Genomic DNA, 25,279 nt, shown 5'->3' on the forward strand with positions numbered 1-25,279 from the left:
TGGCGGAGCCACCTGGCCCTCCGCACCGTGCGGCGAGCGTGCGTGCCGGGCGTCGCGACGCTGCGGAGATCCATCAGAAGGGCCCTAGGGCCGCGGCGAGATTCCGCTGTCGATCGACCTCGAGGGAGGCCCCGAGCGCGTCCTCACCCTTGTGGCCTTCGACGCCGCCAACCTGGGCATCCAGGTACACACGACCGGCGCGAGCGGGAACGGCGTCCGGGCCCTGCACGACATCCTCGCCCTCATCGACGAAGGACCGCCGCACGTCCCGGTCTGGCGCACCTACCCCCTCGCGGAGGCGGCCGCCGCACTCGACCTGAGCCGTACGGGACACGTCGGCGGCAAGATCGTACTGCTGCCATAGCCCATCACGGAGCCGCACCGACCGGCCTGGCGCGAGTCAGGGACGTCCTGGCAGGCCGCTTCACGCTAGGACACGGTCGTTGCGGCGGAGTGGGCGTCGTGGGCCTTGCGCAAGGACAGGACCTCGGCGAAGACCGTCCGAGTGAGCAGGCCGTCGCGTTCCCTCCCCCGCAGCGTGTGGGTGAGGACCTTGGGCGTCACGTGATGGAGCGTCTCGCGCAGTTCACTGAACCGCTTGGGTCCCTCGCCCAGGGTCAGCACGATCAGCACCGACCACTTGTCGCCGATGCGGTCCAGCACCAACCGGGCCGGGCAGCAGGGGACGAGGTCATCCTTGGAGGTCATAGTTGCCGAAGGATTCTCAAGGATCTTTGACGTAACCAGTACCCAGTAGGTACTTTCCTGGTCGCCGCCGAGGCGAGCGGGCGGGGCCACGAGGTCACCCGCGTCAGCCGCAAACGGCAAGGACGGCACCCCCAGACGCCGAGACAGGTGGCGATGTTCTCGGCCAGCCACAGGAAGCCGATCGTGAAGTGCACCCACGTCCCCGCGTCGCGGCCAGCAGCATGCCGCCGAGCAGCCAGTGGGCGGGTACGCCACGGGGCTGTTCCCGGCGGGCACCACGGCGACCACTCCCGACCCGGCCACCGCGGCGCCGGTCATCATGGAGTTGGCCGGAATACCGGATCCGCCCCAGCGCCTGATCGTCGGCAGCCGATCGTTCGATGCCGTCCTGGAGATGGACCGGGCCCGTGCCGAGCAGTACCGGGCCTCGGAATCCCTCAGCCGCACGGCACCGGGCTGACCTCGAAGCGATGTGGCCGGTCGCATCAGCGGATCAGGGCGCTCAACACGGGTATCCCCAGGCACGGGTGATGTCGTGCAGCGCCGTCGGCACGTCCTCCGGCTCCGGAAGCGGTCGCGATTTCTGTATCTTCCCGGACTTGATGTTCTCGCTCCAGTCACCGATGAACGGCACGAACGGCCCGTGATCGCCTTTTCGGTAGTCGAGCATCTTCGGCGTCCACGGCACCCCGAGATAGGCGCAGATGTCCTGCGTGACCGCCTCGGGCCGTGCCGTGAGGTCCTCGTACCGGACGGTGAGGCCGGGCAGGCCGTTCCGGGCCGCCTGCACGGCGTCGACGTATCCGCGCACCTCCCGCACGGTCGCCTCCAGTTCGCGATCCGGGCGGTTGTTGATCAGCGAGCTCACCATCGACGCCGGGTGCCGCAGCAGGAAGATGTAGCGGGCCTCGGGCCAGCCCTCGTGCAGCCGTTCCCAGACGCCCGCGTTGCCGGGTGTCTTGTCCACGATGATCTGTTTGCCGCTGCGCACCAGTTCGCGGTGGAGGATGCGGTCCCACAGCAGGTACTCCAACTCCCGCTGATCGAGGTCCAGTTGGGTCATGGCCTTCTGGGTGTACGGCTTGGTGAGGTCGACGGAGAGGGTGCGCAGGTGCATCTCGTGCGGGGCGCGGATGTGCGGGTGACTGTTCAGCAGGACCCGCAGCAGCGTGGAGCCGGAACGCACGGAGGAGATGACGAACACCGGGTCCCGTACGAGCCGGTGGGCCGTCTGCGGCACGGGTGGCTCGGCGAGTCTGCGCAACCGCCCCCTCACTCCACGGGCCACGCGGCGCACTGCCGTACCACTCAAGACCATCGCCGTGCCTCCTTGCCCCCCGGCGTGCGGAACCTGACCCTCCCGTTGAATCCTTGACCATACTGTGGCGTGTCCCTGGTTTCACCATGGGCAGCGGATGAGAATTCCCTGAGACGCGAGTGGCGCCGGCGATTTGCCCGGCATGTGCGCCAGGTCGAAATGTGCTTGCGCGGTCGTCCGGAGATCCGATACCCAGCATCGGGACGACAGGGAGCACAGGATGACCGCCCGTCTGGGTTCGTTGAACGAGTTCTGCCGGATGGACCTCAAGACCCGCGATCTGCCCGGCACCGCCGCCTTTCTTCTCGGCAGCACTGGGCTGGCGTTTCGCGGTGGATGAGGAGGACTGGCGCCGAGCCACCACAATTGCCGTCGATGGTCACCGGATCGGCGGCGTGAGCGACCTCGCCAGTCCGCTCTATCCATCGGGAACCCCCACCCACATCGCCTTCTACCTCTCGGTCGACGACGTCGACCGCCGCGCCGACGCCGCGACGGCGAACGGTGCGCGTCTTGTCGTTCCTCCGTTCGACGCGGGCGATCAGGGCCGTATCGCGACGTTGATCGATCCGGTGGGCGCCGCCTCGTCCCTCTGGCAGCCGCACCGGTTGGCCGGATGGGGGTTCCCACCGCGCTTGGCGGGTGCCCCGCACCGTATGGTGCTGGCCTGCGATCAGCCGGATCGGGCCCGGCGCTTCTACCAGGACACGACGGGTTCGCCGCTGATCTGCGCCGACTTCATCGGCGCGGACGCGAGCGGACCCGTCGTCTCCACCCCGCAGTGGGAGCTCTCGGTCGGTGTCGATGACCTGGAGAGTGTCGTCGGCCGGGCACGCGGCCATGGCCGAGGCCTCGTCAACCGGTCAGCAGAGGCCGGCCGCTTTCTTGTGCGGTTGAGCAGCCCGGAGGGACTGACCGTCCAAGTCCGCCGCCTGGACTGACGATCCGGGAGGGCCCTGGTCGCAGGGCCCTCCCGGCAGCCGGTCATCCTCAAGGAGTGCGCGCGGCCTGCTGTGGAATGGGCGGGGTCAGCTCCAGGTGGGGCCAGGTGCGGATGTCGCGTTGCATCTGGCGGTCGTGCGTGGCCAGGACGATCGCCGCGTCGGTGGTGTGGAGAGCGTCGGTGAGTTCGTCGACCAGCGCGATGGACAGGTGGTTGGTGGGCTCGTCCAACAGCAGGATGTGCGGACGGGCGGCGAGGGCCAGGGCGAGGTCGAGGCGGCGCTGCTGGCCCATGGACAGTTCTGCCACCGGTTTGTTGACGTCGCGGGAGGTGAGCAGACCCAGGGCGGACAGTCCTACGACCTCGCTTTCGTGGAGGACACCGGCGGTGACCAACTGCGCGGTGTGCGCGTGGTAAAGGTCGTGGGCCCGCAGGTGTGTCGCGTGCGGCGACTCCTGTCCGAGGAGGTGCAGTCGCACCTTCCGCGGGCGGTGCATCCGGCCCGTGGTGGGGGCGAGTTGCCCGGCCAGGACGGACAGGAGCGTGGATTTGCCCGCCCCGTTCGGGCCGGTGACGGCCAGCCGGTCGCCGGATTCCATCGACAGGGTGGTCGGCTGGTGCAGTCGGCCGTGGACGGTGACCTCTTGTGCCCGCACCAGTTCGACGCCGGGCCGGGCCGGCAGCTCCGGCAGGGTGAACCGCTGCGGCGGGACCGGCGCGGTGACCTTGTGGCTTTCCAGGTCGTCCTGGCGCCGGTGGACGGAGCGGACCAGGGCACCGGCGCGGGTGGCGCGTTGGTGCTTCCCGGTGCCCTTGGGCGGGCGCCATCCGGGGCTCAGACGGTTCTGCGCTTCGGACAGTGCCTGCTTGAGGCGGGTGTGCTCGGTCTGCTGCTGCTCGTACTCCTCCTCCCAGCGGATCCGCTCGGCCTCACGGCCTTCGCGGTAGCCGGTGTACCCGCCGCCGTGGACGCGCGGGCGGCCGTCGCGGGTGGGGTCCAGGTCGAGGATCGTGGTGGCCACGTCCGACAGCAGGGCCCGGTCGTGGCTGACCACGACGACACCGCCGGGGTGGGCGCGCAGCCTGGCGGTGAGGTACTCCAGCCCCGCCAGGTCGAGGTGGTTGGTCGGCTCGTCGAGCAGCAGGAAGTCGCACTCGGCGCCCAGCAGGCAGGCCAGGCGGATCCGGTAGCGCTGGCCGACCGAGAGCGTGGTGAGGGGGCGGGTACGGTCGCTGACCGCGCCGAGTCCCGCGAGGGCGACGTCGACCCGGCGGTCGGCGTCCCAGGCGTCCAGCGCCTGCGCCGCTTCCAGGGAGTCGGCGTAGGCCTGTTCGGCACCGGGCCGCTCTTCGGCGAGGGCCGCCGCGGCGGCGGCCAGCTGCTCGAGCGCGGCGCGTGCGTCGGCGAGATACTCATCGACGATGTCGCCGACCGTACGCTCGTCCTCGGTCGGCATCTCCTGTTCGGCCAGGGCTAGGGTGCCCACGCGGTGTACGGTCCCCTGGTCCGGGACCAGGGTGCCGGCCAGGACGTGCAGCAGGGTCGACTTGCCGCGGCCGTTCTCGCCGACGATGCCCCAGCGCGACCCCGGGGAGACCTTCATGTCGACCTGGCGCAGGACGGTGCGACCACCGCGGTCGACATGGATGTCGGCGCAGGTCAGCTGGGCCCGATCGCGAGCGGGCAGGGTAAGGGCAGTCACGTTTTGTTCCTCCGGAAGGAGGCACACTTCACCCCGGTCACAGGGGGTGGCAGTGGGCCTTCGATCTCTGACGAACGGCCAGGCCCCGGAAGATGGTGGGGCGGGCCGTGGGCGACCTCGCGGCTCCCGGCGCCTCAACGGTGGTGTGAGGAGCGGAGCCTGCGGCCCGGTCAGAGGTAAAGGACGTAACTCATATACTCATGTTAGCAATCTCGTACCGCTCATGTGCCGTGATCCGGACCACGGCGGTCAGCTGCTGCGGGGCTCAGCCGGCCGGCTCGGACGGGGTCAGGGGGTCGGGATGCCGGCCGGGCGGGCCGGGCGGCCGAAGCGGGCCGGGACTCCGGGCGAGTACAGGACGCTCACCGGCTCCCCCACCGGTTCGGGGAGGCCTGCCGCGACCACCAGGTCCTCATCGCACTCGACCAGCTCGGCTCGGCGCAGCGGCCAGCGGGGGTGAGCGTTCGGCAGGTACATCGGCCGGCCGAAGAAAGCGCTGTGCATGCCCCAGCGGGCGGTCAGGAAGTGCTCCAACTCGGTCGGCCGCTCGACCTGTTCGCCCACCCGCACGGTGATACGGCTGTGCGCGCCGCGTGGGCCCGGCCACCGCCGCGAGCTGGTGTAGGTGACCGTGTCGCCGTCGGTACGGATGGCCATACCGGACCACAGGTACGGCATCCGGAAGCCGAGCCGCCCCACGGCCACCGGCAGCAGGCGGGAGGCATCGAGTGAGCGGAAGACGACGCCGCGTCGACCGTGCTCGTCCACCGAGTAGAGGCGGACGTTGGTTTCGGGGAAGCTGCCGAGGTAGGGGACTCCGGGGAGGCGGAGCCAGCCGACGCGGTGCATCCGGAACGCGACCAGGCCGACGTAGGTGACGCCGTTCAGGGTGTCGGGGACCGTTCCCGGCGGAAGGACGCCGACCACGTCGGCCGGATCCGCGGCCCAGTGAAGGAACGTCAGGTCCAGCCAGGACTGGGTGAGCAGAGGGCGCCTTATCGCTTCCGGTGCGTCGGCCGTGATGGGTTCCGGGCGTCGGGGGAAGCGCGGCTTCGATGTCGGCGTCACCGCGTCAGTATCACAGGACGGCAAAAGGTAAAGGCAAGGAGCTTACCCACTCCTCGCCACTCTTAACTTATAGCGCACCGGGGGGCTTGCGGCAAGACCCCGGTCGTGCCGCAGAATCACCTGGCCAAGGCCAGAACCTGCGGAAATGGGAGTCGCGAAGTGCGTGTGCTGTTGTCGACGTATGGGTCACGCGGGGACGTCGAACCGTTGGTGGGACTCGCGGTGCGGTTGCGGGCACTCGGCGCTCAGGTGCGGGTGTGCGCGCCGCCGGACGAGGACTTCGCGCAGCGGCTGGCCGGTGTCGGCGTGCCGCTGGTGCCGGTCGGCCTGTCGGCGCGCGCGCTGACGACCGGTCCGCCGCCGTCGTCGGCGGACCTGCCCCGGCGCGCGGCCGAGCTGATAGCCGGCCAGTTCGACGCGGTCACCGCGGCGGCCGAGGGGTGTGACGCGCTGGTGGCGACCGGCGTGATGCCGGCCGCGGCCGGCGCGCGGTCGGTGGCCGAGAAGCTGGGCATCCCCTCCGTGTCCGTGACCTTCCAGCAGCTCACCCTGCCGTCGCCGCACCACCCGCCGCTGGCGTATCCCGGCCGGCCGTTCCCGCCGGAGGTGACCGACAACCGCGTGCTGTGGGACCTGGACGCCCAGAGCATCAACGCACTGTTCGGTGAGGCGCTCAACACCAACAGGGCGTCGATCGGCCTGCCCCCGGTGGACGACGTCCGCGACTACGTCATCGGCGACCGGCCGTGGCTGGCGACGGACCCGATCCTGGACCCGTGGCAGGAGACGCCGGACCTCGACGTCGTGCAGAGCGGCGCGTGGGTCCTGCCGGACGAACGCCCGCTGCCGGCCGAGTTGGGGGCGTTCCTGGAGGCCGGCGCACCACCGGTGTACGTGGGCTTCGGCAGCATGCCCATGCGCGAGTCGAGGGACGCCGCCCGTGCGGCCATCGAGGCGGTGCGCGCGCAGGGCCTCCGCGTGCTCGTCGCGCGCGGTTGGGCTGACCTGACCCTGATCGACGACCGGGATGATTGTTCGGCCGTCGGCGAGGTCAACCAGCAGGCACTGTTCGGCCGGGTGGCCGCCGTCGTGCACCACGGCGGCGCGGGAACCACGACGACGGCCGCTCGGGCCGGGGCGCCCCAGGTGGTGGTGCCACAGGGGGTGGACCAGCCGTACTGGGCGGGCCGGGTGGCCGACCTGGGCATCGGCACCGCACACGACGGTCCGACTCCGACCTTCGAGTCCCTGTCGGCCGCGCTCAAGGTGGCCCTTGCCCCCGAGACCGGCGCACGAGCCACCACCGTAGCTGGCATGATCCGCACGGACGGGGCGATGGTGGCCGCGAGGCTGCTGCTCGACATGGTCAGCCGAGACAGGCCGCCAGTGTCCGCGTGAACCACGCGGGATCGTCGAGCCAGGACCCAGAACACGAGAACCCGCAAACCCTGGCGACCTGAACCGGCAACGGCCACGGAATCCACGCCAGGCGGAGCGTCGCTCGGCATGGGCACCAGGTTCCTCACGCCGGTCCAGACGCCTTGCCGCGCGCCATGGTCGCAAGCGACCTCATATCGGAGCTGATGAAGTGAATCCCCTGACCACCAGCGCGTTCGACCTTCCCGACCGCCTCTCCCACAAGGCCGACCCGGCGCTGATCGCCGACGACGAACAGCACTTCGTGGCCATCGCGGAATGCCTCGAGCAGTCGATCGCCGAGGTGTCCGACCGCCTCGATGCCGAGCGCAGGGCGCCCGGCGGCATGGGCCGGCAGGCGATGGACCGGGACATGGAGGTGCACCGGCTGACCGCGCGCCTGCGCGCACTGCGTCGCTTCGGTCTGGACCTGTGCCTCGGACACATGGTCAGCGCGGACAACCCCGAGCCCCTGTACGTCGGACGACTCGGCCTTACGGACAGCGCGGGCCGTCGGCTGCTGATCGACTGGCGCTCCCCGGCGGCTGAGCCGTTCTTCGGAGCCACCCACGCCAACCCGATGGGTCTGGCAAGCCGCCGCAGGTATCGCTGGACCCGCGGTCGGATCAGCGACTACTGGGACGAGGTGTTCGCCTCGGACGGGTTTGCCGGGCACGCCGCGCTCGACGACCAGTCCGCCTTCATCGCCAGCCTGGGCAGCAACCGGTCGCCACGGATGCGAGATGTGCTCGGCACCATCCAGGCCGACCAGGACGCCATCATCCGGGCGGGATCCCGCGGCGCCCTCGTCGTCGACGGCGGTCCGGGTACGGGGAAGACCGTCGTCGCTCTGCACCGCTCCGCCTACCTCCTCTACTCCGACCCTCGCCTCGGTCACCGTCGGGGCGGTGTGCTGTTCGTCGGTCCGCACCGGCCCTACCTGGCCTACGTCGCCGACGTCCTCCCCAGCCTCGGAGAGGAGGGCGTGCAGACCTGCACCCTGCGGGACCTCGTCGCCGAGGGAGCCGCGGCAGCGGTCGAGGCCGACCCGGACGTGGCCCTCCTGAAATCGTCCGCGAACCTGGTGAAGGCGATCGAGAGGGCCGTCGGGTTCTACGAGGAGCCGCCCACCAAGGGGCTGACGGTCACGACCCACTGGTCCGACATCTGGCTGAGCGCCGACGACTGGGCCGTGGCGTTCGAAGCGGCAGAACCCGGCACTCCGCACAACGAGGCGCGCGACCAGGTCTGGAAGGAGCTGCTCACGATCCTGGTCGACAAGCACGAGGGCGACGTCTCGGACGACCTGCTCCGCAAGTCGCTGCGGCAGAACAGGGAACTGCTCACGGCCTTCAACCGCGCGTGGCCGCTGCTCGAAGCGGCCGACCTCGTGGGAGACCTGTGGTCGGTACCCGCCTACCTGCGGATGTGCGCTCCCTGGCTCGGCCCCGATGACGTGCGGAAGCTGCGGCGCGAGGAGGCCCAGGCCTGGACGGTGTCCGACCTGCCGCTCCTGGACGCTGCACGGCAGCGGCTCGGCGACCCGGAGACGGCCCGGCAGAAGCGCCGGCACGAGGCCACCCTGGCCGCCCAGCGCGAGCGCATGGCGCAGGTCGTCGACAACCTGATCGACGCCGTAGCCGACTCCGGCGCCGACGGTGACGACGGCGAAGGCCTGGTGACGATGCTGCGCGGCGAGGACGCCCAGGTCAGCCTGGTCGACGAGTCCGAACTGCCCACCGCCGACCCGGATCTGCTCGCCGGCCCGTTCGCGCATGTCGTCGTCGACGAGGCTCAGGAACTGACCGACGCGGAGTGGCAGATGTTGCTGCTCCGGTGTCCGTCCCGGAGCTTCACGATCGTCGGGGACCGCGCCCAGGCCAGGCACGGGTTCACGGAGTCGTGGCAGGAACGGCTCGAGCGGATCGGGTTCGACCGGATCAACCTGGCCTCCCTGAGCATCAACTACCGGACGCCGGAAGAAATCATGGCGGAAGCCGAGCCTGTCATCCGGGCCGTGCTCCCGGACGCCAACGTGCCGACCTCCATCCGCAGCGGCGGCGTCCCCGTCGTACACGGATCCGCTGCGGATCTGAACTCGATCCTCGACACCTGGCTCGCCACGCATGCCGACGGGATCGCCTGCGTCATCGGCGATCCCACGTTCCGGGCGACGCCCCGCGTTCGGTCGCTGACCCCGGAGCTGTCGAAGGGGCTCGAGTTCGACCTGGTCGTGCTCATCGACCCGGAGGAGTTCGGCCAGGGCGTCGAAGGAGCGGTCGACCACTATGTCGCGATGACCCGAGCGACCCAGCAACTCGTCATCCTCACGAGCTCCTGACGTAGGCCGGACGAACGCGCACTCCCGGCCGAGCTGGTGGCGTTCCTGGAGGCCGGCGCACGAGCGACCGCCGTAGCCGGTACCATCCGCACGTGCCGGCCCAGCGCCCCAGCGACGTCAGCCCAGCTCACGCAGTGCCTCGCCCAGTACGGCCACACCTTCGGCGATGACACCCGGTGGGCCGGCCGCGTAGCCGAGGACGAGGCCGGGACGGCCCGGGAGTTGTCGGTGCCACGACAGGGGCTGGCACTTCACGCCGCGGGAGAGCGCGACGGCGGCCAGTTCGGTGTCGGGGACCTCCGGCGTGTACGTGACGGTCAGGTGCAGGCCGGCCGCCGCGCCGTGGACCACCGCGCCCGGCAGGTGTACGGCGATGGCGTCGATCATCGCGTCGCGGCGCCGCCGGTGGCGTCCGCGCAGGAGGCGCAGGTGCCGCTCCAGATCGCCGGATTCCATCAACCGGGCGAGCACCAGCTGCGGCAGTACGGCATTGCCCAGGTCGGTGAAGCGTTTGGCGTCGGTCAGCGCTTCGCGGTAGCGGGGCGGCGGTACCAGCCAGCCGGTGCGCAGCGCGGGTGCCAGCAGCTTGGACACGCTGCCCATGTAGCACACCTGGTCGGCGAGCAGCCCGCGCAGCGCGGGGACCGGCGGTCGGTCGTAGCGGTGTTCCGCGTCGTAGTCGTCCTCGAGGATCAGCCCACCGTCCTCGGCCCAGCACAGCAGCTCGCGGCGGCGCTCGCCGCTCATCACCACGCCGGTGGGGAACTGGTGGGCGGGTGTGAGCAGGACCGCGCGGGCGCCGGTGGCGCGCAGTGCGTCCACGCGTACGCCGTCGTCGTCGACCGGTACCGGTGGGGTGGCCAGGGCGCCGTTCAGCAAGTGCTGGCGGGTGCCGAGCGAGCCCGGGTCCTCCACGGCGATGCCGTCGATGCCGTCGGCGCGCAGCACCGGGTGCAGCAGGGTGAGCGCCTGTGCGGTGCCGGCGACGATCAGCACGTCGTCCGGGTCCACCCGGACGCCACGGCTGCGCGCCAGCCATCCGGCGACGGCGCGACGCAGCTGCGGGGTGCCGCGGGGGTCGCCGTAGCCGAGGCTCTCGGCGGACAGCTCGGTGAGCACGGCCCGTTCCGCGCGCAGCCAGGCCGCGCGGGGGAACGCGGCGAGATCGGGCTGGCCGGGCGTGAAGTCGACGCGGGCGCGGGTGGCGCGCAGGGTGTCGAAGACGTCGGCGCCGGGTTCGCCGAGGAACAGCTTGCCGGGGTCGGCACGGGCGGCGGGGGCCGGGTTCCGGGAGGGCGCCGTCGGTGGCGCGGAGGGGGCCGCGACCACCACCGTCCCGCCGCGCCGCCGTCCCTCGACGTGGCCGTCCTCGGTCAGCCGCCGGTAGGCCTCGGTGACCACGCCGCGGGAGACGCGCAGTTCGGCGGCGAGCACTCGGGTGGGCGGCAGCCTGCTGCCCACCGCAAGCCGCCCGTCGGCGATGGCCTGCCGCAGCCGCCGGGCCAGCCAGTCCGCCTTGCCGGACCCGGGCGCCTCACCGGCGCCGAGCTGCAGGAAGTCGGAGCCGTAGGGCGAGTGGCCGTCCGCCGACGTGGGCACAGCGGCCGACGCCGATCCGCCCATCGCGCCTTCCCCGTCGTTCACCAGGCCCATGCTGTCATGCGCCGTTACGGCGTCCGCGCATCGGGCGAGACCGGGCTGTCGAAGGTGAACTCCGGTTGGGACGAGGTGAGGACGGCTGCCTCGGTGGCGGCCGGCCAGAAGGCGGTCAGTTCCTCCGCGAGGGTTTTGAGCAGCTCCGGTACGACGTCCGCGCCGCCGTCGTGCATGGCCTCCATCACCACGAGGATGCGGCTGGTGTGCTCGCCGACCGCTGAGTGGCCGCTCTGCCGGTTGGTCCAGCGGCGGGCGTGAGCCCGGCCGGCGGAGTCGACGAAGGTGACCTCGCCGGGTGCGGGGTGCTCGGTGTCGCCGCCGAAGGTCGTGTAGAGCTCGTCACCGCTGGCGTGGCGGACCTCGAGCACAGGACCGGTGATGCGGTCGGCGTCGAGGGCGGCCACCGGGACCGCGTACGCGACCGAGAGCGCGTTGCACAGGTCGACCACCGGATGGATGCGCGGGAGTTGCCCCTCCTTCCTCAGCCGTCGCAGCAGCGACTCCGAGGCGCATCGGTACTGCGTCGGCTTGAGCCCCATCCGGGAGAACGTCCGCCGCCAGGCCAGCACTTCGGGGAACTCGCTCTCGGAAGCACCGGCCAGCCGGGCCGCGGCACGGGCGGTGTACGAGGCGACGCGCGGGCCGACGTCGGCGGTGGGACCGATGCCGGTGGCGTACAGCGCCCCGGCGGCGAGCTGGGGGTGGTCGGAACGGACGGCGTCCGCGTGCCGGAACGCGATGCTCAAGGAGGGCCTCCACATGGTTCGTTGTCCTCCCACCCTGCCGCGGGCATGGTCCGGCCGACAGAGCCAAAGTGGGCCGGGCTGGTTGGTCCATAAGCAGATCGAACCGGAGACCGAAGCAGTGCGCTGCCCATCATGCTGCCCGACCCCGCTGTGTCGCGGCACGCCGGACGTATCGAGGTCGCCGGGGACTTCTGGCGGCTGTCGAACTTCAACCGCTCCACCGACTCATGGGGGATCCACACATGAAGAAGCTGATCCAGCTCCGTGACCGCCCTGGCCGCGGCCACGCTCGCGGCAGGCGCCCTCGCCACCACGGCGACGGCCGCCCCGGCCGCGCCGAACGACGGCGACCCGACCCTCACCCACGTCTACATCTGGGCGAGCGACGTCCAGCTGCGCGAGCACTCGGCCTGAACAGCTGGTGGACCGCGGTCCAGGAGTTCGCCGGCAGCGACATCGCCTGGGTCAACCACCTCTGCCTCCAGGGCGGGGAGAAGATCGAGGGTGTCCCGGACTGCCGAGGTCCACGAGCGTGCCGATGGGGCGCACCCCGCGGGGGCCGGGTGCGCCCCATCCGGACTCGGTCGGCCCGGATCAGAGGCCGGCCAGCAGCGCCTCCAGTGCCGTCGCCGTAGCGGGATGGCTGTCCAGTAGTACGACACCTTCCCGGCGTGGATCCACCTGCTGCCACGGCTCGTCGCACCCGAGCAGCTCGGCCACCGCGTCGCACGTCGCCGGGTGGGCGGCGAGCAGCGCGATGCCACGGCCGCCGTCCGCGCGATGCCCCGGATACGCCGGGGCCGGCTCGGCCCGCCACGGCGGCACCCACTCGTCCAGCGCCGCGAGGCGGCCCGGGAAGATCCGCCCGGCCTCTCGGATCAGCAGCGGTGCCGACTCCGCGCCGCCGGAGCGCAGGGTGCTGATCAGGGTCGGCAGCCACGGCAGCAGTACCGGGTCCGGCAACCGTGCGAACGCGGTCGACACCGCCTCCACGACGAAGTCGGCCAGCTGCGGCACGGGCTCCAGCGCGTGCAGGAAGCCGCTGAGGTAGCGCGGGTAGGCGGGCACCACCAAGGGGTTGCCGAGCAGGTCCTCGCACCGCGTCCTGAGCTCGGCGCGGGAGAGGTGGCCCAGCTGCACCTGTGCCGCCCACAGCAGCGCCGTCTTCGATGGTTCCCGCGGATGGCACTGCGCGACCGCGAGCTCCAGCTGGGTCCGGTCGCAGCCGAGCGACAGCGCCAGGCTCTCCATGCTGAACAGGAAGCCCAGCATCGCCGCGACCTGGCCGACGGTCGCGTCGTCGTCGCCGAACGCCGTCGGCAGCAGCGTGCAGTAGTGCGCGTAGCCGGTCTTGACGAAGGCCTCGATCCACGGCGGCAGCGCCGGTTCACTGGTCCGGTAGTACGCCAGCAACCGCCGTACCCGGCACAGCACTTCGGGCGCGCCGTCGACGCTGCGTTCGGTGGCCAGGACCTCCAGCGCACGGGTGCCCAGTTCGTCGGCGAGGCGGCGGCTGCGCAGGTACAGCGTCGCGTCCTCGACGGCCTCGAGGACAGTCGCCGCTGTGGCCTGCGGGCCGTACGCGGTGCGCCTGAGGCGCTGTTCCAGGACCTGTTCGACGCTGACGCCCTCGTAGCCGAGTTCGATGAGGGCGCGCTCGTGGGTGCCCAGCGCCAGGTCCCACGACTCCTGGATGGGCCGTTCGCCGAGCCGCCGCTCGCCCATGATCGGCCGTGCGGCGCCGTGCGGCATCAGATACCGCAGCATCCACAGCGCGTCGGAGCACGACTCCAGTTCCGGCCGGCCGGCGATGTCCAGCAACGCCCGCTGCACGCCGCGCTGTTGCAGCTTGAGGTTCAGCGGTGCGAGCCGGTCGTGCACGTCGCGGGCCAGGGGCGGCAGCGCGTCGTACCCGACCTGGCCGACCCGGTCGCCGCCCATCATGATCTCCACGAGGCGGCGCACGTCGCGGCGACCCGGCACGGAGTCCTTCTCGATGCAGGTGACGGCCGCGTCCTGGAAGTCGTACGGCGTGGGCTTGGCCCGGTCGCGCATTCCTGCCAGCAGGATCGACGTCTCGAAGACGGCGATGGCGTCGGCGGTCGAGGCGAGGTAGCCGCCCCGGCGCGCGGCGCGCACGATATCGACCGACCAGCCGAGCAGTTCGGCCTCGTCCAGGCGGTCGATGACGGGCGGTTGCCGCAGGAAGCCGGTGAGGCGGTCCGCGGGCGGAGCGTCCGCCACGGGCGCGGGAGCGGCCGCTGACTTCTTCGGCTTCTTCGCGCCCGCTTGTCCTGCCAGCCGATACGGCCGCACCCGTGTGCGCTTGAGGTTTTTCGCCCAGACCGTCGCCGCGATCGACACCGAGCCGGCGGCGAGGCCGAACTGTGCCTCGATGGCCGCGTGGCTGGACGGGATCAGTCCGTGCTGCCACTTGGTGGCGGTGCGCGGGCCGATCTCGAAGGTGTCGGTGCCGTGGACGCCGAACTCCGGCACGCGGCTGGCCGCGTGGAAGGCCCCGCAGACGTACAGGCAGTCAGCGGGATCGGTACCGGTGGCGGCCAGGTGCTCGCGCATCCGCGTCCACATGTGGCGCTCGCGGTCCTCGTCCACGCGCACCCGCCGCGGATCCCCGGGGGCGAGGCGCCGGAAGAGGCTGCCGATGAGCAGCATGACCTGCCGGTAGGTGTCGTGGTCGCTGTCGCCCAGCGGCAGTTCGACGTACTGGTGCCACCACTCCGACCAGTGCCGCACCCGGCCGTGACGCAGCAGGTGCTCCTCCAGTTCCGCGAAGCGGGGGCGCAGGTCGCCGATCTCCACGCCGACGGCGTCGCCGTGCAGCGCGGCCTCCTCCTCGGCCGCCGGGGCGTCCGGGTCGTCCGGTTCGGGGGCGGGTCCGCTGCGGGCGTCCCACTGGAAGACGTGGTCGGAGGAGCGGTCGACGAGGACCAGCTCGACGCCGGGTGTGTCCAGGGCGTAGGCGATGGCCTGGTACTCGGCCGACGCCTCGGTGATCGGTGCGACCACCGACAGCGGCGACCAGTCGGCGGGGAAGCCGTCGATGTCGGTCGCGAACGCCTGGACCGCCACGGGGAGCCGGCAGTTGCGCAGTTCGGTCAGCAGCGGTGCCATGTCCTCGCACAGCTCCAGGTAGACCACCTTCGGCTGCTTCTCCCGCAGTCGGCGTGCCATCGCGAGCGCGGAGGCGGGCGAGTGGTGGCAGACCGGGAAGATCTCCAGCGGTTCGCGCACCGCGCGGTCGACGTCGTCGACGATGCCGAGGAGGATGCCCTCCAGGGCGTCGGGTCCGTCGGCGAACGCCGTGGCGGCTTCCTGGAGTTGGGTGCGCAGCGCGGTGAACGTCTCCTCGTGCGTGCCGCTCATGACAGGGTGGCGATCGCGTCGCGGCCGCCCTGAAGGAACTCGGGCCAGGATCCGCCCTGTTCCTTGCTGCGCGGCTCGACGACGCCGTGCAGGTACTTGTTGAGGATGGCCAGGTCCTCCGGCTCGCGCCGGGCCAGCGATCCGACCAGCGAGGAGGCGAGTGTGTGGGCGGTCAGGGCGCGCTCGCCGAAGAAGTTGCTGTGCAGGATCGCGTCCTCCAGGACGCCGATCTGCTCGGCGGTGGACAGCGCGGACTCCAGTTTCTCGTCGTCGCTGCCTGCCGCGGCCGCGGAGGCGCGCAGGTCGGCGAAGCTCTGCAGCAGCACGTCGAGCAGCGTCGGCGGTACGTCCAGCTCGATCTGGTGACGGCGCAGCAGTTCCTCGGTGCGGAAGCGGACGATTTCCGCCTCGCTCTTCTTGTTGGTGACCACCGGGATGCGAACGAAGTTGAAGCGGCGCTTGAGCGCCGAGGACAGGTCGTTGACGCCCCGGTCACGGCTGTTGGCGGTGGCGATGACCGAGAAGCCGGGCTTGGCGAAGACGATGTTGTCGCTGTCCAGCTCGGGGACCGAGATGTACTTCTCGGACAGGATCGAGATCAGCGCGTCCTGGACGTCGCTGGTGGAGCGGGTGAGTTCCTCGAAGCGGCCGATCGAGCCGGTCTCCATCGCGGTCATGATGGGAGAAGGGATCATGGACTCCCGCGACTGGCCCTTGGCGATCACCATGGACACGTTCCACGAGTACTTGATGTGGTCCTCCGTGGTACCGGCCGTGCCCTGCACCACCAGCGTGGAGTTGCGGCTGATCGCCGCCGAGAGCAGTTCGGCCAGCCAGCTCTTGCCGGTACCGGGGTCGCCGATCAGCAGCAGGCCGCGGTCGGAGGCCAGGGTGACGATGGAACGCTCCACGAAGCTGCGGTCGCCGAACCACTTCTGGGAGATCTCGCGGTCGAGGCCGTCGGCGCGCTCGGAACCGAGGATGAACAGCCGGACCATCTTCGGGGACAGGCGCCAGCAGAACGGCTTGGGGTTGTCGTCGATCGACTCCAGCCAGTCCAGCTCCTCGGCGAACTTGAGCTCGGCGGGGGCGCGCAGCAGGTCGGACATCACAAGGCCTTTCTCGAAAAGCAATTCGGGGAAGCGAGGGAAGCCTGAGTCACGGGCGTCAGGCGAGGAACGTCTTGAGTTCCTGGACGAGCTTGCGGATGTGTCCGGAGATCACCGGTGTGCCGAGGTCCTTGAAGCGCTCCCGGAACCACGGGTTGACGCTGCCGCGGCCGGAGCTGGTCACCGAGCCGACCGGGATGAACTTGGCTCCGGAGCGGTGCAGGGCGGCCATGCTCTGGAACAGGGGCTCGCTCCGCCACTCGTAGAAGTCGGAGATCCACACCACGACGGTGTTGCGCGGCTCGGCGACCTTCGGCTGGGCCAGCGCCATGGCGACGGTGCCGTCGGTGCCGCCGCCGAGGTTGGTGCGCAGCAGCGTCTCGAAGGGGTCGTGCACCCAGGGCGTGAGGTCGAGCGCCTGGGTGTCGTACGCGATCAGGTGGACGTCGACTTTCGGCAGCCCGGCGAAGATGGACGCCAGGATGGTGCAGTTGACCATGGAGTCGACCATGGAGCCCGACTGGTCCACGACCACGATCAGCCGCTGGGGCGTGGTCTTGCGGGCGGTGTGCCGGTAGTAGAGGCGGTCGACGTACAGTCGCTCCTCCTCCGGGCTCCAGTTGGTGAGGTTCTTCCAGATCGTGCGGTCGAGGTCCAGGTTGCGGAACACCCGCTTGGGCGGGACGGAGCGGTCCAGGGCGCCGACCGTGGTCTTCTCCACCTGGGTGCGCAGCACTTGGGCGACCTCGTCGACGAAGCGGCGGATCAGGGCCTTTGCGTTGGCCAGGGCTACGCCCGAGAGGTTGTTCTTGTCGCGCAGCAGCTGTTCGATGAGCGACATGCTCGGGGTCAGCTGGGCGGCGAGCCAGGGGTCGGCGAGCACTTCGCGCAGGTGCATGCGTTTGACGAGGCCGGCCTCGAGCGCGCCCAGTTCCGGACCGATCTCCGGGATCAGCCGGCTGAGGTCGGGCGTGCCGTGGCCGCCGCCGGTGCCGGTCGGGCTGACGCCGGGGCCCGCGGCCCTTCCGCCGGACCGTCCGGCACGCAGGTCGCCGGGCTTGCAGCCGAGCGCGCGCTCCAGCCGGCCCGCGTCGGACTGCCAGCGCGCGAGCTGTTCGGCGGTGACCGTGCCCGAGCCGGTGGCGAAGACGTTGAGCAGCACCTTGGACACGAGCGCGGCGCGGCGTACTTCGGCGGCGCGGTCACGCGTGCCGTCGTCGGGTTCGGGCACCATCAGGCCGTCGAACTCGGCGGCCAGTTCCGGATGGCGCTGCACGATCGAGTCGACGGAGGTCTGCGGGTCGAGGAGCGCAGGTGGCAGGCCGATGTCCTCGACGACGGCGAGGCTCGCGGATTCCAGGGTCGCCTGCTCCTCGGGGTCGAAGAGCCGGGCGAGCAGGCGCCAGTACAGGGCCTGACGGCGATTGTCGTGCGGGTCCGCCACGGGGTGGTGATCGGTTGTCGGCTCGGTCATTTCCGCAGCAGCCTTCCGGCGCGCTCGCGCAGCACCGTCACGGCGTCGGTGGCCGCCTTCTCGGCCTTGACGCCCGCCTTGTCGGTCGTGCCGCCGGCCCATCCTCCGGCGTGGAGCGCGACGGCCTTCTTCCGTACGGTCGTCTCGACGGCCAGCGGCTGCACCGAGAAGGCGCCGGCGTCCCAGCGGAGCAGGCCGATGCACGCGCCGGACGCCGCGACCGCTTCCGGTGTGAGCGGGCTTGCGGCCGGGATGCGGTCGGTGTCGACGGCGACCGCGTGTCCGGCGACGGTGAACGTCAGTGCCGTGTCGTCCCGTTGGGTGGTGTAGCCCTCCACGAACACCGGTGCGGCGATGCGGGCCGGGTGCCGGTCCAGGGGTGCCGTCGCCGAGGCGGTGGCAGTGGGCAGGGCGACCCGGGCGGTGGCGAAGGCGTCGGCCGGTTCGCCCGGGCGCGCGTGCTCGTCGCTCCAGATCAGGTCGCCCTCGACGGTGATCGGCATGTCGGTGAGGTCCATCGAACGGCCCTCGCCGGCGGCCGCCAGCAGCGACATGTGCGGACGGAGCAGCTGCCAGACACCGGCGCCGACAACTGTGTCCGGCTTCGGGACCGAGACGCCGGCGCGCACCAGACGGGGCGCGGTGCCGTCGGCGGGCTCGAACACGGCGTGCACCTGGGCCTGTGCGGCGGTGGCGTGTTCGTGCAGGTCGACGCCGAGCGGCAGCAGCCTGCCGGTGGCGGTGCCGGGCGCGGACGCGTCGGTCGCGCCCGGCAGGGTCAGGAGCATCGCACGCGACCAGAGGTCGGCCCAGCGGCGGGCCGGTATCCGGTCCAGGGCGGCGCTCGGGCAGGATGCGACGAGTTCGGCGGCGAAGCCGTCGAGGAGTGTCGCGAGGCGGCGCAGGGCCGGGTCCGGGAGCATCGCGGAGACGACCTGCGCCGATCCGGCGACCACGTCGTGGTCGAGAGCCTGCCAGCCGGTCCGGGCCAGGTCCGAGAGCCAGGAGCGGGCGGCGAGCAGCAGGTTCGCGGCCTGTTCCTCGGCGGGTGCCGCGGGCATCTTCTCGCCGCGGGGGCGGCCGGTCGCCTCGTCGACACGGGCCAGGAGCGCGTCGTGGACGGAGCCGAGGAGAGCCGTGCGGGCGGCGGCGAGAGCGACGAAGTGGTCCTCGCTCGCTGCTCCGGCCGCCGTCTTCTCGGCCGCCTCGGTGACCTTGGCGGCCAGGGGCGAGCCCGCGACGGCGTGGGCCAGCTCCGTCAGGTCCGCGGCCTGGGCGGGCTGGGGGCGCAGCAGTCCGGCGACGAGGGCTCGGTCGAAGGCGTCGACGCCCGCGAGGGCTTCGTCGAGTCCGGCGATGGGTTCGCTCAGCAGATCGGCCCGCATCACGCCACCGCCCTGGTCGGCGGAAACCACTGCATCTCCGGCAACGGGGCGGTGGTCGGGGCGAGTTCGAGGTAGGCCAGGTGGCGCAGGAACCGGCTGAAGACGACAGCGGCGGCCTTGCTGTCCGCCTGCGGCGGCCGGGCGTCGCTCATGCCGGAGGTGATCGAATGCGCGCTCGACTCCTCGCCGGAGAGGGCGACGCGCAGATAGCGGGCGACGCGCTCGGCGCCGTACTGCAGGACCGCCTCGTTGATCAGGGCGCGGATGTGGTTGCAGAACATGCCCCGGGCGCCGCCGCAGGGCCGGTTGTTGTTGGTGCTGCACGCGAACGCGTAGGTGCCGGCCGCGACCGACGAGACGTAGACCCGCCCGATGTCCGAGCCGCTGGACACTACGCCCTGCAGCCTTCCGTCGGCCAGTTCGACGAACGGCACCTTGGCGAGTTTGCGGGGGCGTGCGGGTGGGATCACCCGTGCCGTGCTCGACCTCTCCCAGTCGGACAACGCACCATCTCCTTTGCGTCCAGGGGCAGTCACGCCGGATCGGCGGGACATGACTGAACCTACTGGCCGCCACTGACAACGGATCATGGAACGTCGGCGGTCCCGCGCAGGCCTCCTGTCCCTGACCGGCCGGGACTGCGCCGCACCGGATCCCCACGGCCCGAAGGTGCGGGGCCGTGGTGGACCACCGGCATGGGTCGCTGAGCTGTCAGTCGCCCGACGTGCAGCACCCACCCGCAGCCGTATGGGCGCCCGTCTCGAGGCGGCAGAAGCACGACGCCTCGATCGGTACGTCGGCCAGCGCGGCGGCGATGCGCAGTTGCTGGGCCACGATCTGCGCCTCCCCCGTCTTGCCCAGGCGCATCAGGCATTCGTGGAGGCCGTGCAGGGCCCAGACGTTGCCGGGGTGCTGCGACGCTCGGGGCAGCGTGTCGTCGAGGCCGAGGTCGGCGCGGTAAACCGCCTCGGCCTCCGTGACTCGGCCCTGTTCGAGGAGCAGGGCGCCGTAGGCGTGGCGGGTGGGCTGCATCCAGCCCCAGGGCTCGTCGTAGGGCAGGTTGTCGTCCAGTTCGATCGACCGCTCCAGCGCGGCGAAGGCGGCCTCGTACCGGCCCTTGCGGTACTCCAGCTCGCCGTCGAGCATCGCCGAGGCGATGGCGAGGATGTCGGCGCAGGTGTTGTTGAACAGCATGCGCGTCTCGGGGACGCGGGCGGCCGCCGCGTGGAACAGCCCGCGTTCGGCCTCCGCCTCGGCGATGCGGTGGGTGGCCGAGAACGCGACGCCGCGGGCGTAGTGGAGCATCGCGGTCGTCACGCAGTACAGCTCGGGGTCGGCGGGCAGGGGCAGTCGCAGGATGTCGGCCCAGCGGCCGAAGCGGATCAGCGCGTGGACCCGCATGGCGAGGAAGCTCTCGAGCCAGTCGGCCATGGGCGGGCTCTGCACGCGCAGCAGCTCTTCCGGGATGGACGCCTCGAGCTGCGCGGCGGTCTCCAGGGCGGTCTCGGACTGTCCCAGGAACATCGCGCCGTAGATCTTGAAGTGGTAGTTGTGCGATCGGTACAGGGTGTAGAAGTTCATCGCCCCGGCTCGTGCGTGGAACTTCTCGTCGGCCGCGATGGCGATGCTGTTGTCCGACACCACCCCCCGGTAGTCGCCGCAGAGCACCTCCAGGTGCGAGGGCATGTGGTGGAGGTGGCCGGCGTCCGGCACCAGGCCACGCAGCCGGTCGGCGACGGGCAGGGCGGCCTCGGGCGTCGGGGACATCTCCATCAGGTGGATGTACAGGTGCAGGATGCCCGGGTGCCGGCGGGCGGCCTCGGTGGCGAGCGCGTGATCCAGGACGGCCTTGGTTTCGAGTGTGCGGGCGCCCTCGGCCGGCTCGCCGGTCCGCAGGTCCCACAGCTGCCAGGGCGTGACGTTCATCAGGGCGTCGGCGTACAGGGTGGCCACGTCCAGGTCGTCGGGGGCGAGTTCGTGGACGGCGCGCATGCTCTCGGCGTAGGGGGCGTTCCACACCGAGCAGTCCTCGGCCGGCTTCGCCTGCGGGTAGCGGGCGCGCAACGCGCCGATCAGGGCCCGCTCGACGGGGGTGGCCTCGGCCGCCTTCTCATGGGCCACCTCCACGGCGGCGTGGGTGCGGTCGACGGTCCTGGCCAGGTCCTGGTCGTCGAAGAACTCCCAGGGCTTGTTGTAGTTCGGGCCGAGTGCGTAGGCGATGCCCCAGTGGGCCATGGCACAGTCGGGGTCGGCAGCGGCCGCCGCCTCGAAGCAGGAGACGGCTTCCTCGTGGTGGAAGGCGTACGTCCACGACAGCCCGCGGTCGAACCACAGTTGGGCCTCGGTGGACGAGGTCGTCACCGAGCGGCTGTAGGGGCCGAGGTCGTAGTACTCCATGCGTGTCTCCTGACTGTGCTGCCGCTCGGCAGGTGATGTCCCTGAGATGATTTTCCCGGAATCGGGCATCTTTGTGGCGGAAATCTCCGTTTGTTCCGGGTCGGCGGATGCGACATCCGGCCCTCGAGAAGTGACCCAGACCACAAGGAAAACGATGCCGTTTCGCTAGCTGAAGAGCTAGTCTGACTCCAAGGTGAACGAAACAGTTTCGTTCAGCGAGCATGGAGAACGCCCACCATGACCTCCGTACTCATCGTCAATGACCAGTCCCTGCAGCGCCTCGGCCTGCGCATGCTCCTCGCGGCCGAGCCCGACCTGACCGTCGTCGGCGCGGCGACCAGCGGGATCGAGGCGGTTCGTATGAGCGCCGCGCTCCGCCCCGACGTCGTCCTGATGGACAGCCGTATTTCCGAAGCGGACGGGATCGACGCCATCCGCCACATCACCCGGCCCCCCACCCTCCCGCAAGCACCGGAACCCGTCAGAACGGCGGGGCGCTCCCCGCGCGTCCTGGTTCTGACCCCCACCAGCCACGAGCGGTACGCCTACGCCGCCCTGCGCGCCGGAGCCGGTGGATTCCTTCTCCAGGACACCACTCCTGACGAACTGACCGCGGCCGTCCGCATCGTGGCCGCCGGGGACGCCGTCATCACGCCCGGCCTGACCCGCGCGCTCATCGACACCGTCCGGCAACAGCGCCCCGTCCGCCCGCTCGAACAGGAAACCGGGCTCGGCACCCTCACCGAGCGCGAACGCGACGTACTCACCGCCGTCGCCTCGGGTCGGTCCAATGCCGAGATCGCGAGGCGGCTGTCCATCGCCCCGACCACGGTCAAGTCCCACGTCAGCAACATCCTCGCCAAGATCGGCGCCCGCGCCCGCGTCCAGGCGGTGGTCTTCGCCTACGAGTCGGGCCTGGTGCGGCCGGCGGCCTGACCGGGGCCCGCCAGTCATTGACGGGCGGATGCGGGCAGCCGGCCGGCGTCGCTCGCGGAGTGATCCGCCGAACACATGGTGGTCCGGGCGAGCGAGCACCGCTTCGCACGACTGCCTGCGCATCCACGCGTCCAGGACGTGCTGTCCCCAGGCGCACGACGCGGATCGGGGATCCCCTCCGACCGGTGCGCGCGCAGAGCGGACTCGGCTGCGGCGGAGTTCGTGTCATACCCGATCACCAGCCGGAAGGTGCTTCCGGTGAACTCGTCGAGCAGCCCGGTCCCTGCCCCGCCGTCGGTCACTCTCGGCTGCGGCAGGATGTCGCCGCGGGCGAGGAGACCTTCCGGATGCGAGCTCTGCCACGAGATCCGCATCGCGCTGGGCCGCAGTGGCCTCGTCACACTCGCGGATCACGTGGCCGAACTCCTTGGCGACGCTCGTGACCTGCCGTACGCGCGGATCACGCCTGCAACTGACACGTGTCCGGCAGACGCTCAGCGACGCCACCCGTTGGTGCGGGCCGGCTTCGGGGGCTCCACGCGGTCAGGTCCGGGCGACGGGCCGAGTCTCGGCCGGTGCCGGCTGAGGCACGCCGGACGGGTCCGCCGTGACCGGGCGGAGGTAGCGGTCGAGCAAGGGGTCCGGGAGGAGCCGGGCCAGCAGGCTCAGGCGGCGGACGTCCGCGCCCACGCGGTAGCGGGTCCTCGGACGGGCCTCCGTCAGCGCCCGGTGGACCGCCTTCGCCATGTCCTGCGCCGTCGTGCGGCTCTCGGCGGCCTGCTGTCCGTTGTGCGCCAGGAAGCGTTCGAACCTCGCCCGGTACAGCGCCGCGACATCGCCGTCCGCGCTGCGCAGCGCCTCTTGAGCCACGTCCGAGACCTTCTGCCATATCGGCGTCATGATCGCGCCGGGCTGCACCACGCTCACCGCCACGCCGAAGTCCCGCAGCTCGCGCCGGAGCACATCGCTCATCGCCTCCTTGGCGAACTGCGCCGAGGCGTAGGCCCCGAGGAAGGGGATCGCCACGGTGCCCAGTCCCGAGGTGACGTTCACGATCCGGCCTCGGGAGCGCCGCAGCTCCGGCAGGAACGCCTGGGTGACGGCGAGCTGGCCCACGACGTTGGTGTCGAGCTGCCAGCGCAGCCGCTCGGGCGACACGCATTCCAGGGGTGCCGAGACGCAGACGCCCGCGTTGTTGACCAGCGCCCACAGCGGCCGGTCCGCGCCCAGGCGCCCGGAGACGTGCGCCGCCGCCTCCCGGATCGACGGCCCGTCGGTGACGTCGATCCGTAAGGGGTCGATCCGGCCGTGTGCCGACCGCGCGGCCAGTTCCTCACCGTCGCTCTCCTTCCGCACGCCCGCGAACACCCGGAAACCGGCCTGTTCCAGATGGATCGCGCAGGCCCGGCCCAGGCCCGTCGAGGCGCCGGTGACCAGTACCGCGCGGCCGTCCGGCGCGAGCCCGCGGCTATCCAACCTGTGAGACATGGTCGCCCTCCTTCGCTGAGTTCACAGAGTTCACGGCCGGTTGCCCGGACGTGGTGGTGGGGAAGGTCAGCGAGCCCTCCAGGATCGCGGTCAGCTTCCGCGCCGGCAGGAAGCGGAAGTACGCGTCCCGGATCGGGCGCCGCACGTTCTCCGACTGCTCGAAGTCGCTGACGGAGCGGGAGGCCGCGACCATCCCGCGGGTCCGCTCCCGCCTCTCGTCCTCGTACGCCCGCAGCGCCGACGGCACGTCCTGCGCGTCGCGCAGCCACCGGGACAGCACCACCGCGTCCTCGATCGCCATGCCCGAGCCCTGCCCGAGGCTGGTCAGCATGGGGTGCGCGGCGTCCCCGAGCAGAGTCACCGGGCCCCGGCCCCAGCGCTCCAGGAACGTCCGGTCCCGGGACGGCACCGCGAGGATCGCCTCCTCCGGGGTGACCTCGATGGCCTGGCACACCTCGTCAGCCCAGCCCGCGAAGGCCCGCGCCACCTCGGCCTTGCCACCTTTCCAATGGTGCGACCGGCTCGTCGGCATGTTCTTCGTGCCCCACCAGTACAGGAGCCCGCCGCCCATGTCCACGAGCCCGAACCGCTGCCCGCTGCCCCAGTAATGGGTGACCGAGCCGGGCGTGAACCGCGGATGCCGGAACGGGGTGAGCGCCAGCCAGACGAGGTAGCCGCTGTCGCGGGATTCCTCCGGGCCCACCATCCGGCGGCGGATCGCCGAGTTGAACCCGTCCGCCCCGACGAGCACGTCACCGTGCGCCTCGTGACCGCCGGCGAACCGGACGGTCACCCGTCCGCTCGCCTCGTCCACCGAGAAGTCCTCGGCGGCCGAGCCCAGGTGGAGCCGGATCCCGTCGGCGGCCTCCAGCAGCGCCTGCTGGAGCGCGGAGCGGGTGATCAGCACGCTCGGCACCCCGAGCCTGCGGATGATCGACGGGAAGGGGAACTCCCGTATCAGCCGGCCTCGTGCGGTCCGCACGTGGTACGACCTCAGCACCTCCCCGCGCTCGGCGAGCCGCAGGTCCAGTCCGACGGACTCCAGGGCGGCGATCGCGTTGCTCATCACCGACAGCCCGGAGCCGGCCGCCCGCAGCTCCGTCGCCCGCTCGTGGACCTCGACGTCCCATCCGGCGTGACGGAGGGCCGCGGCGGCGGTCAGGCCGCCGATCCCGGCCCCGACGACAAGGGCTTTACGCCTGCTCAT

The 25,279-nt window shown here is 71.3% G+C and carries 21 protein-coding genes; 7 read left to right on the plus strand and 14 right to left on the minus strand.

The annotated features are described in order from the left end of the window. Positions 1–151 precede the first annotated feature (151 nt). Positions 152–364: a zinc-binding dehydrogenase gene (locus tag ABT063_RS38345; RefSeq protein ID WP_351065150.1), complete on the plus strand. Its 213-nt coding sequence runs from the start codon at positions 152–154 to the stop codon at positions 362–364. A gap of 65 nt (positions 365–429) precedes the next feature. Here the strand turns inward: ABT063_RS38345 and ABT063_RS38350 are convergent, their stop codons facing one another. Beyond that, complete coding sequence (locus tag ABT063_RS38350; RefSeq protein WP_351065152.1) at positions 430–708, minus strand: winged helix-turn-helix transcriptional regulator; 279 nt, start codon at positions 706–708, stop codon at positions 430–432. Positions 709–946: 238 nt separating this feature from the next. Between ABT063_RS38350 and ABT063_RS38355 the strand changes: the two genes are divergently transcribed. Continuing rightward, a complete protein-coding gene (locus ABT063_RS38355; RefSeq protein WP_351065154.1) occupies positions 947–1,168 on the plus strand; it encodes a hypothetical protein in 222 nt (73 codons plus the stop codon). Between the two features lie 42 nt (positions 1,169–1,210). On the opposite strand, the gene ABT063_RS38360 is transcribed toward ABT063_RS38355, so the two are convergent. Then, positions 1,211–2,026, minus strand: a complete 816-nt coding sequence (locus ABT063_RS38360) for a sulfotransferase family protein (RefSeq protein ID WP_351065155.1) — start codon at positions 2,024–2,026, stop codon at positions 1,211–1,213. 332 nt (positions 2,027–2,358) lie between these two features. On the opposite strand from ABT063_RS38360, the gene ABT063_RS38365 reads away from it, so the two are divergent. After that, positions 2,359–2,967, plus strand: a complete 609-nt coding sequence (locus ABT063_RS38365) for a VOC family protein (protein ID WP_351065157.1) — start codon at positions 2,359–2,361, stop codon at positions 2,965–2,967. 49 nt (positions 2,968–3,016) lie between these two features. Here the strand turns inward: ABT063_RS38365 and ABT063_RS38370 are convergent, their stop codons facing one another. Both ABT063_RS38370 and ABT063_RS38375 read right to left on the minus strand, forming a co-directional pair. Then, positions 3,017–4,672 carry an ATP-binding cassette domain-containing protein gene (locus tag ABT063_RS38370; RefSeq protein WP_351065159.1) on the minus strand — a complete coding sequence of 552 codons (1,656 nt, stop codon included), beginning with the start codon at positions 4,670–4,672 and terminating at the stop codon, positions 3,017–3,019. Between the two features lie 288 nt (positions 4,673–4,960). Continuing rightward, complete coding sequence (locus ABT063_RS38375) at positions 4,961–5,740, minus strand: YqjF family protein (protein ID WP_351065160.1); 780 nt, start codon at positions 5,738–5,740, stop codon at positions 4,961–4,963. A gap of 159 nt (positions 5,741–5,899) precedes the next feature. Here ABT063_RS38375 and ABT063_RS38380 point away from each other — a divergent pair, with 159 nt between their 5' ends. Together ABT063_RS38380 and helR are read left to right on the plus strand one after the other, a co-directional pair. After that, positions 5,900–7,138 carry a glycosyltransferase gene (locus ABT063_RS38380; protein WP_351065162.1) on the plus strand — a complete coding sequence of 413 codons (1,239 nt, stop codon included), beginning with the start codon at positions 5,900–5,902 and terminating at the stop codon, positions 7,136–7,138. Positions 7,139–7,328: 190 nt separating this feature from the next. Beyond that, complete coding sequence (gene helR, locus ABT063_RS38385; RefSeq protein ID WP_351065163.1) at positions 7,329–9,497, plus strand: RNA polymerase recycling motor ATPase HelR; 2,169 nt, start codon at positions 7,329–7,331, stop codon at positions 9,495–9,497. A gap of 117 nt (positions 9,498–9,614) precedes the next feature. On the opposite strand, the gene pdxR is transcribed toward helR, so the two are convergent. Further along, on the minus strand, positions 9,615–11,120 hold the full coding sequence (pdxR, locus tag ABT063_RS38390) for a MocR-like pyridoxine biosynthesis transcription factor PdxR (protein WP_351065276.1): 1,506 nt from the start codon (positions 11,118–11,120) through the stop codon (positions 9,615–9,617). A gap of 44 nt (positions 11,121–11,164) precedes the next feature. Then, a complete protein-coding gene (locus ABT063_RS38395; protein WP_351065165.1) occupies positions 11,165–11,899 on the minus strand; it encodes a B3/B4 domain-containing protein in 735 nt (244 codons plus the stop codon). A 264-nt stretch (positions 11,900–12,163) separates the two neighbouring features. On the opposite strand from ABT063_RS38395, the gene ABT063_RS38400 reads away from it, so the two are divergent. Continuing rightward, positions 12,164–12,313 (plus strand): hypothetical protein, encoded by a 150-nt coding sequence (locus ABT063_RS38400; protein ID WP_351065166.1) that lies wholly within the window; start codon positions 12,164–12,166, stop codon positions 12,311–12,313. A 180-nt stretch (positions 12,314–12,493) separates the two neighbouring features. Here ABT063_RS38400 and ABT063_RS38405 read toward each other — a convergent pair whose 3' ends face one another. The 6 genes from ABT063_RS38405 to ABT063_RS38430 all read right to left on the minus strand — a co-directional run bounded on the left by ABT063_RS38405 (position 12,494) and on the right by ABT063_RS38430 (position 21,648). Further along, on the minus strand, positions 12,494–15,283 hold the full coding sequence (locus tag ABT063_RS38405; RefSeq protein ID WP_351065168.1) for a DUF5682 family protein: 2,790 nt from the start codon (positions 15,281–15,283) through the stop codon (positions 12,494–12,496). Further along, complete coding sequence (locus tag ABT063_RS38410) at positions 15,280–16,392, minus strand: ATP-binding protein (protein WP_351065170.1); 1,113 nt, start codon at positions 16,390–16,392, stop codon at positions 15,280–15,282. Before ABT063_RS38410 ends, ABT063_RS38405 begins: the two co-directional genes overlap by 4 nt. Positions 16,393–16,450: 58 nt before the next feature. Continuing rightward, positions 16,451–17,866, minus strand: coding sequence for a vWA domain-containing protein (locus ABT063_RS38415; RefSeq protein WP_351065172.1), 1,416 nt, complete (start codon positions 17,864–17,866; stop codon positions 16,451–16,453). Beyond that, a complete protein-coding gene (locus ABT063_RS38420) occupies positions 17,863–19,251 on the minus strand; it encodes a hypothetical protein (protein ID WP_351065278.1) in 1,389 nt (462 codons plus the stop codon). Before ABT063_RS38420 ends, ABT063_RS38415 begins: the two co-directional genes overlap by 4 nt. Then, positions 19,251–19,805, minus strand: a complete 555-nt coding sequence (locus ABT063_RS38425; RefSeq protein WP_351065174.1) for a hypothetical protein — start codon at positions 19,803–19,805, stop codon at positions 19,251–19,253. The genes ABT063_RS38420 and ABT063_RS38425 overlap by 1 nt, the downstream gene beginning before the upstream one ends. 157 nt (positions 19,806–19,962) lie before the next feature. Further along, complete coding sequence (locus ABT063_RS38430) at positions 19,963–21,648, minus strand: tetratricopeptide repeat protein (protein ID WP_351065176.1); 1,686 nt, start codon at positions 21,646–21,648, stop codon at positions 19,963–19,965. 237 nt (positions 21,649–21,885) lie between these two features. Between ABT063_RS38430 and ABT063_RS38435 the strand changes: the two genes are divergently transcribed. After that, on the plus strand, positions 21,886–22,584 hold the full coding sequence (locus ABT063_RS38435; RefSeq protein ID WP_351065178.1) for a LuxR C-terminal-related transcriptional regulator: 699 nt from the start codon (positions 21,886–21,888) through the stop codon (positions 22,582–22,584). A 543-nt stretch (positions 22,585–23,127) separates the two neighbouring features. Here the strand turns inward: ABT063_RS38435 and ABT063_RS38440 are convergent. Then, positions 23,128–24,072 carry an SDR family oxidoreductase gene (locus ABT063_RS38440; protein WP_351065180.1) on the minus strand — a complete coding sequence of 315 codons (945 nt, stop codon included), beginning with the start codon at positions 24,070–24,072 and terminating at the stop codon, positions 23,128–23,130. Further along, entirely contained in the window at positions 24,053–25,279 is a 1,227-nt protein-coding gene (locus tag ABT063_RS38445) for an FAD-dependent oxidoreductase (protein WP_351065182.1), read from the minus strand. Before ABT063_RS38445 ends, ABT063_RS38440 begins: the two co-directional genes overlap by 20 nt.

It is taken from the genome of Streptomyces sp. NPDC002838 (assembly GCF_040295365.1).
GTDB lineage: Bacteria > Actinomycetota > Actinomycetes > Streptomycetales > Streptomycetaceae > Streptomyces.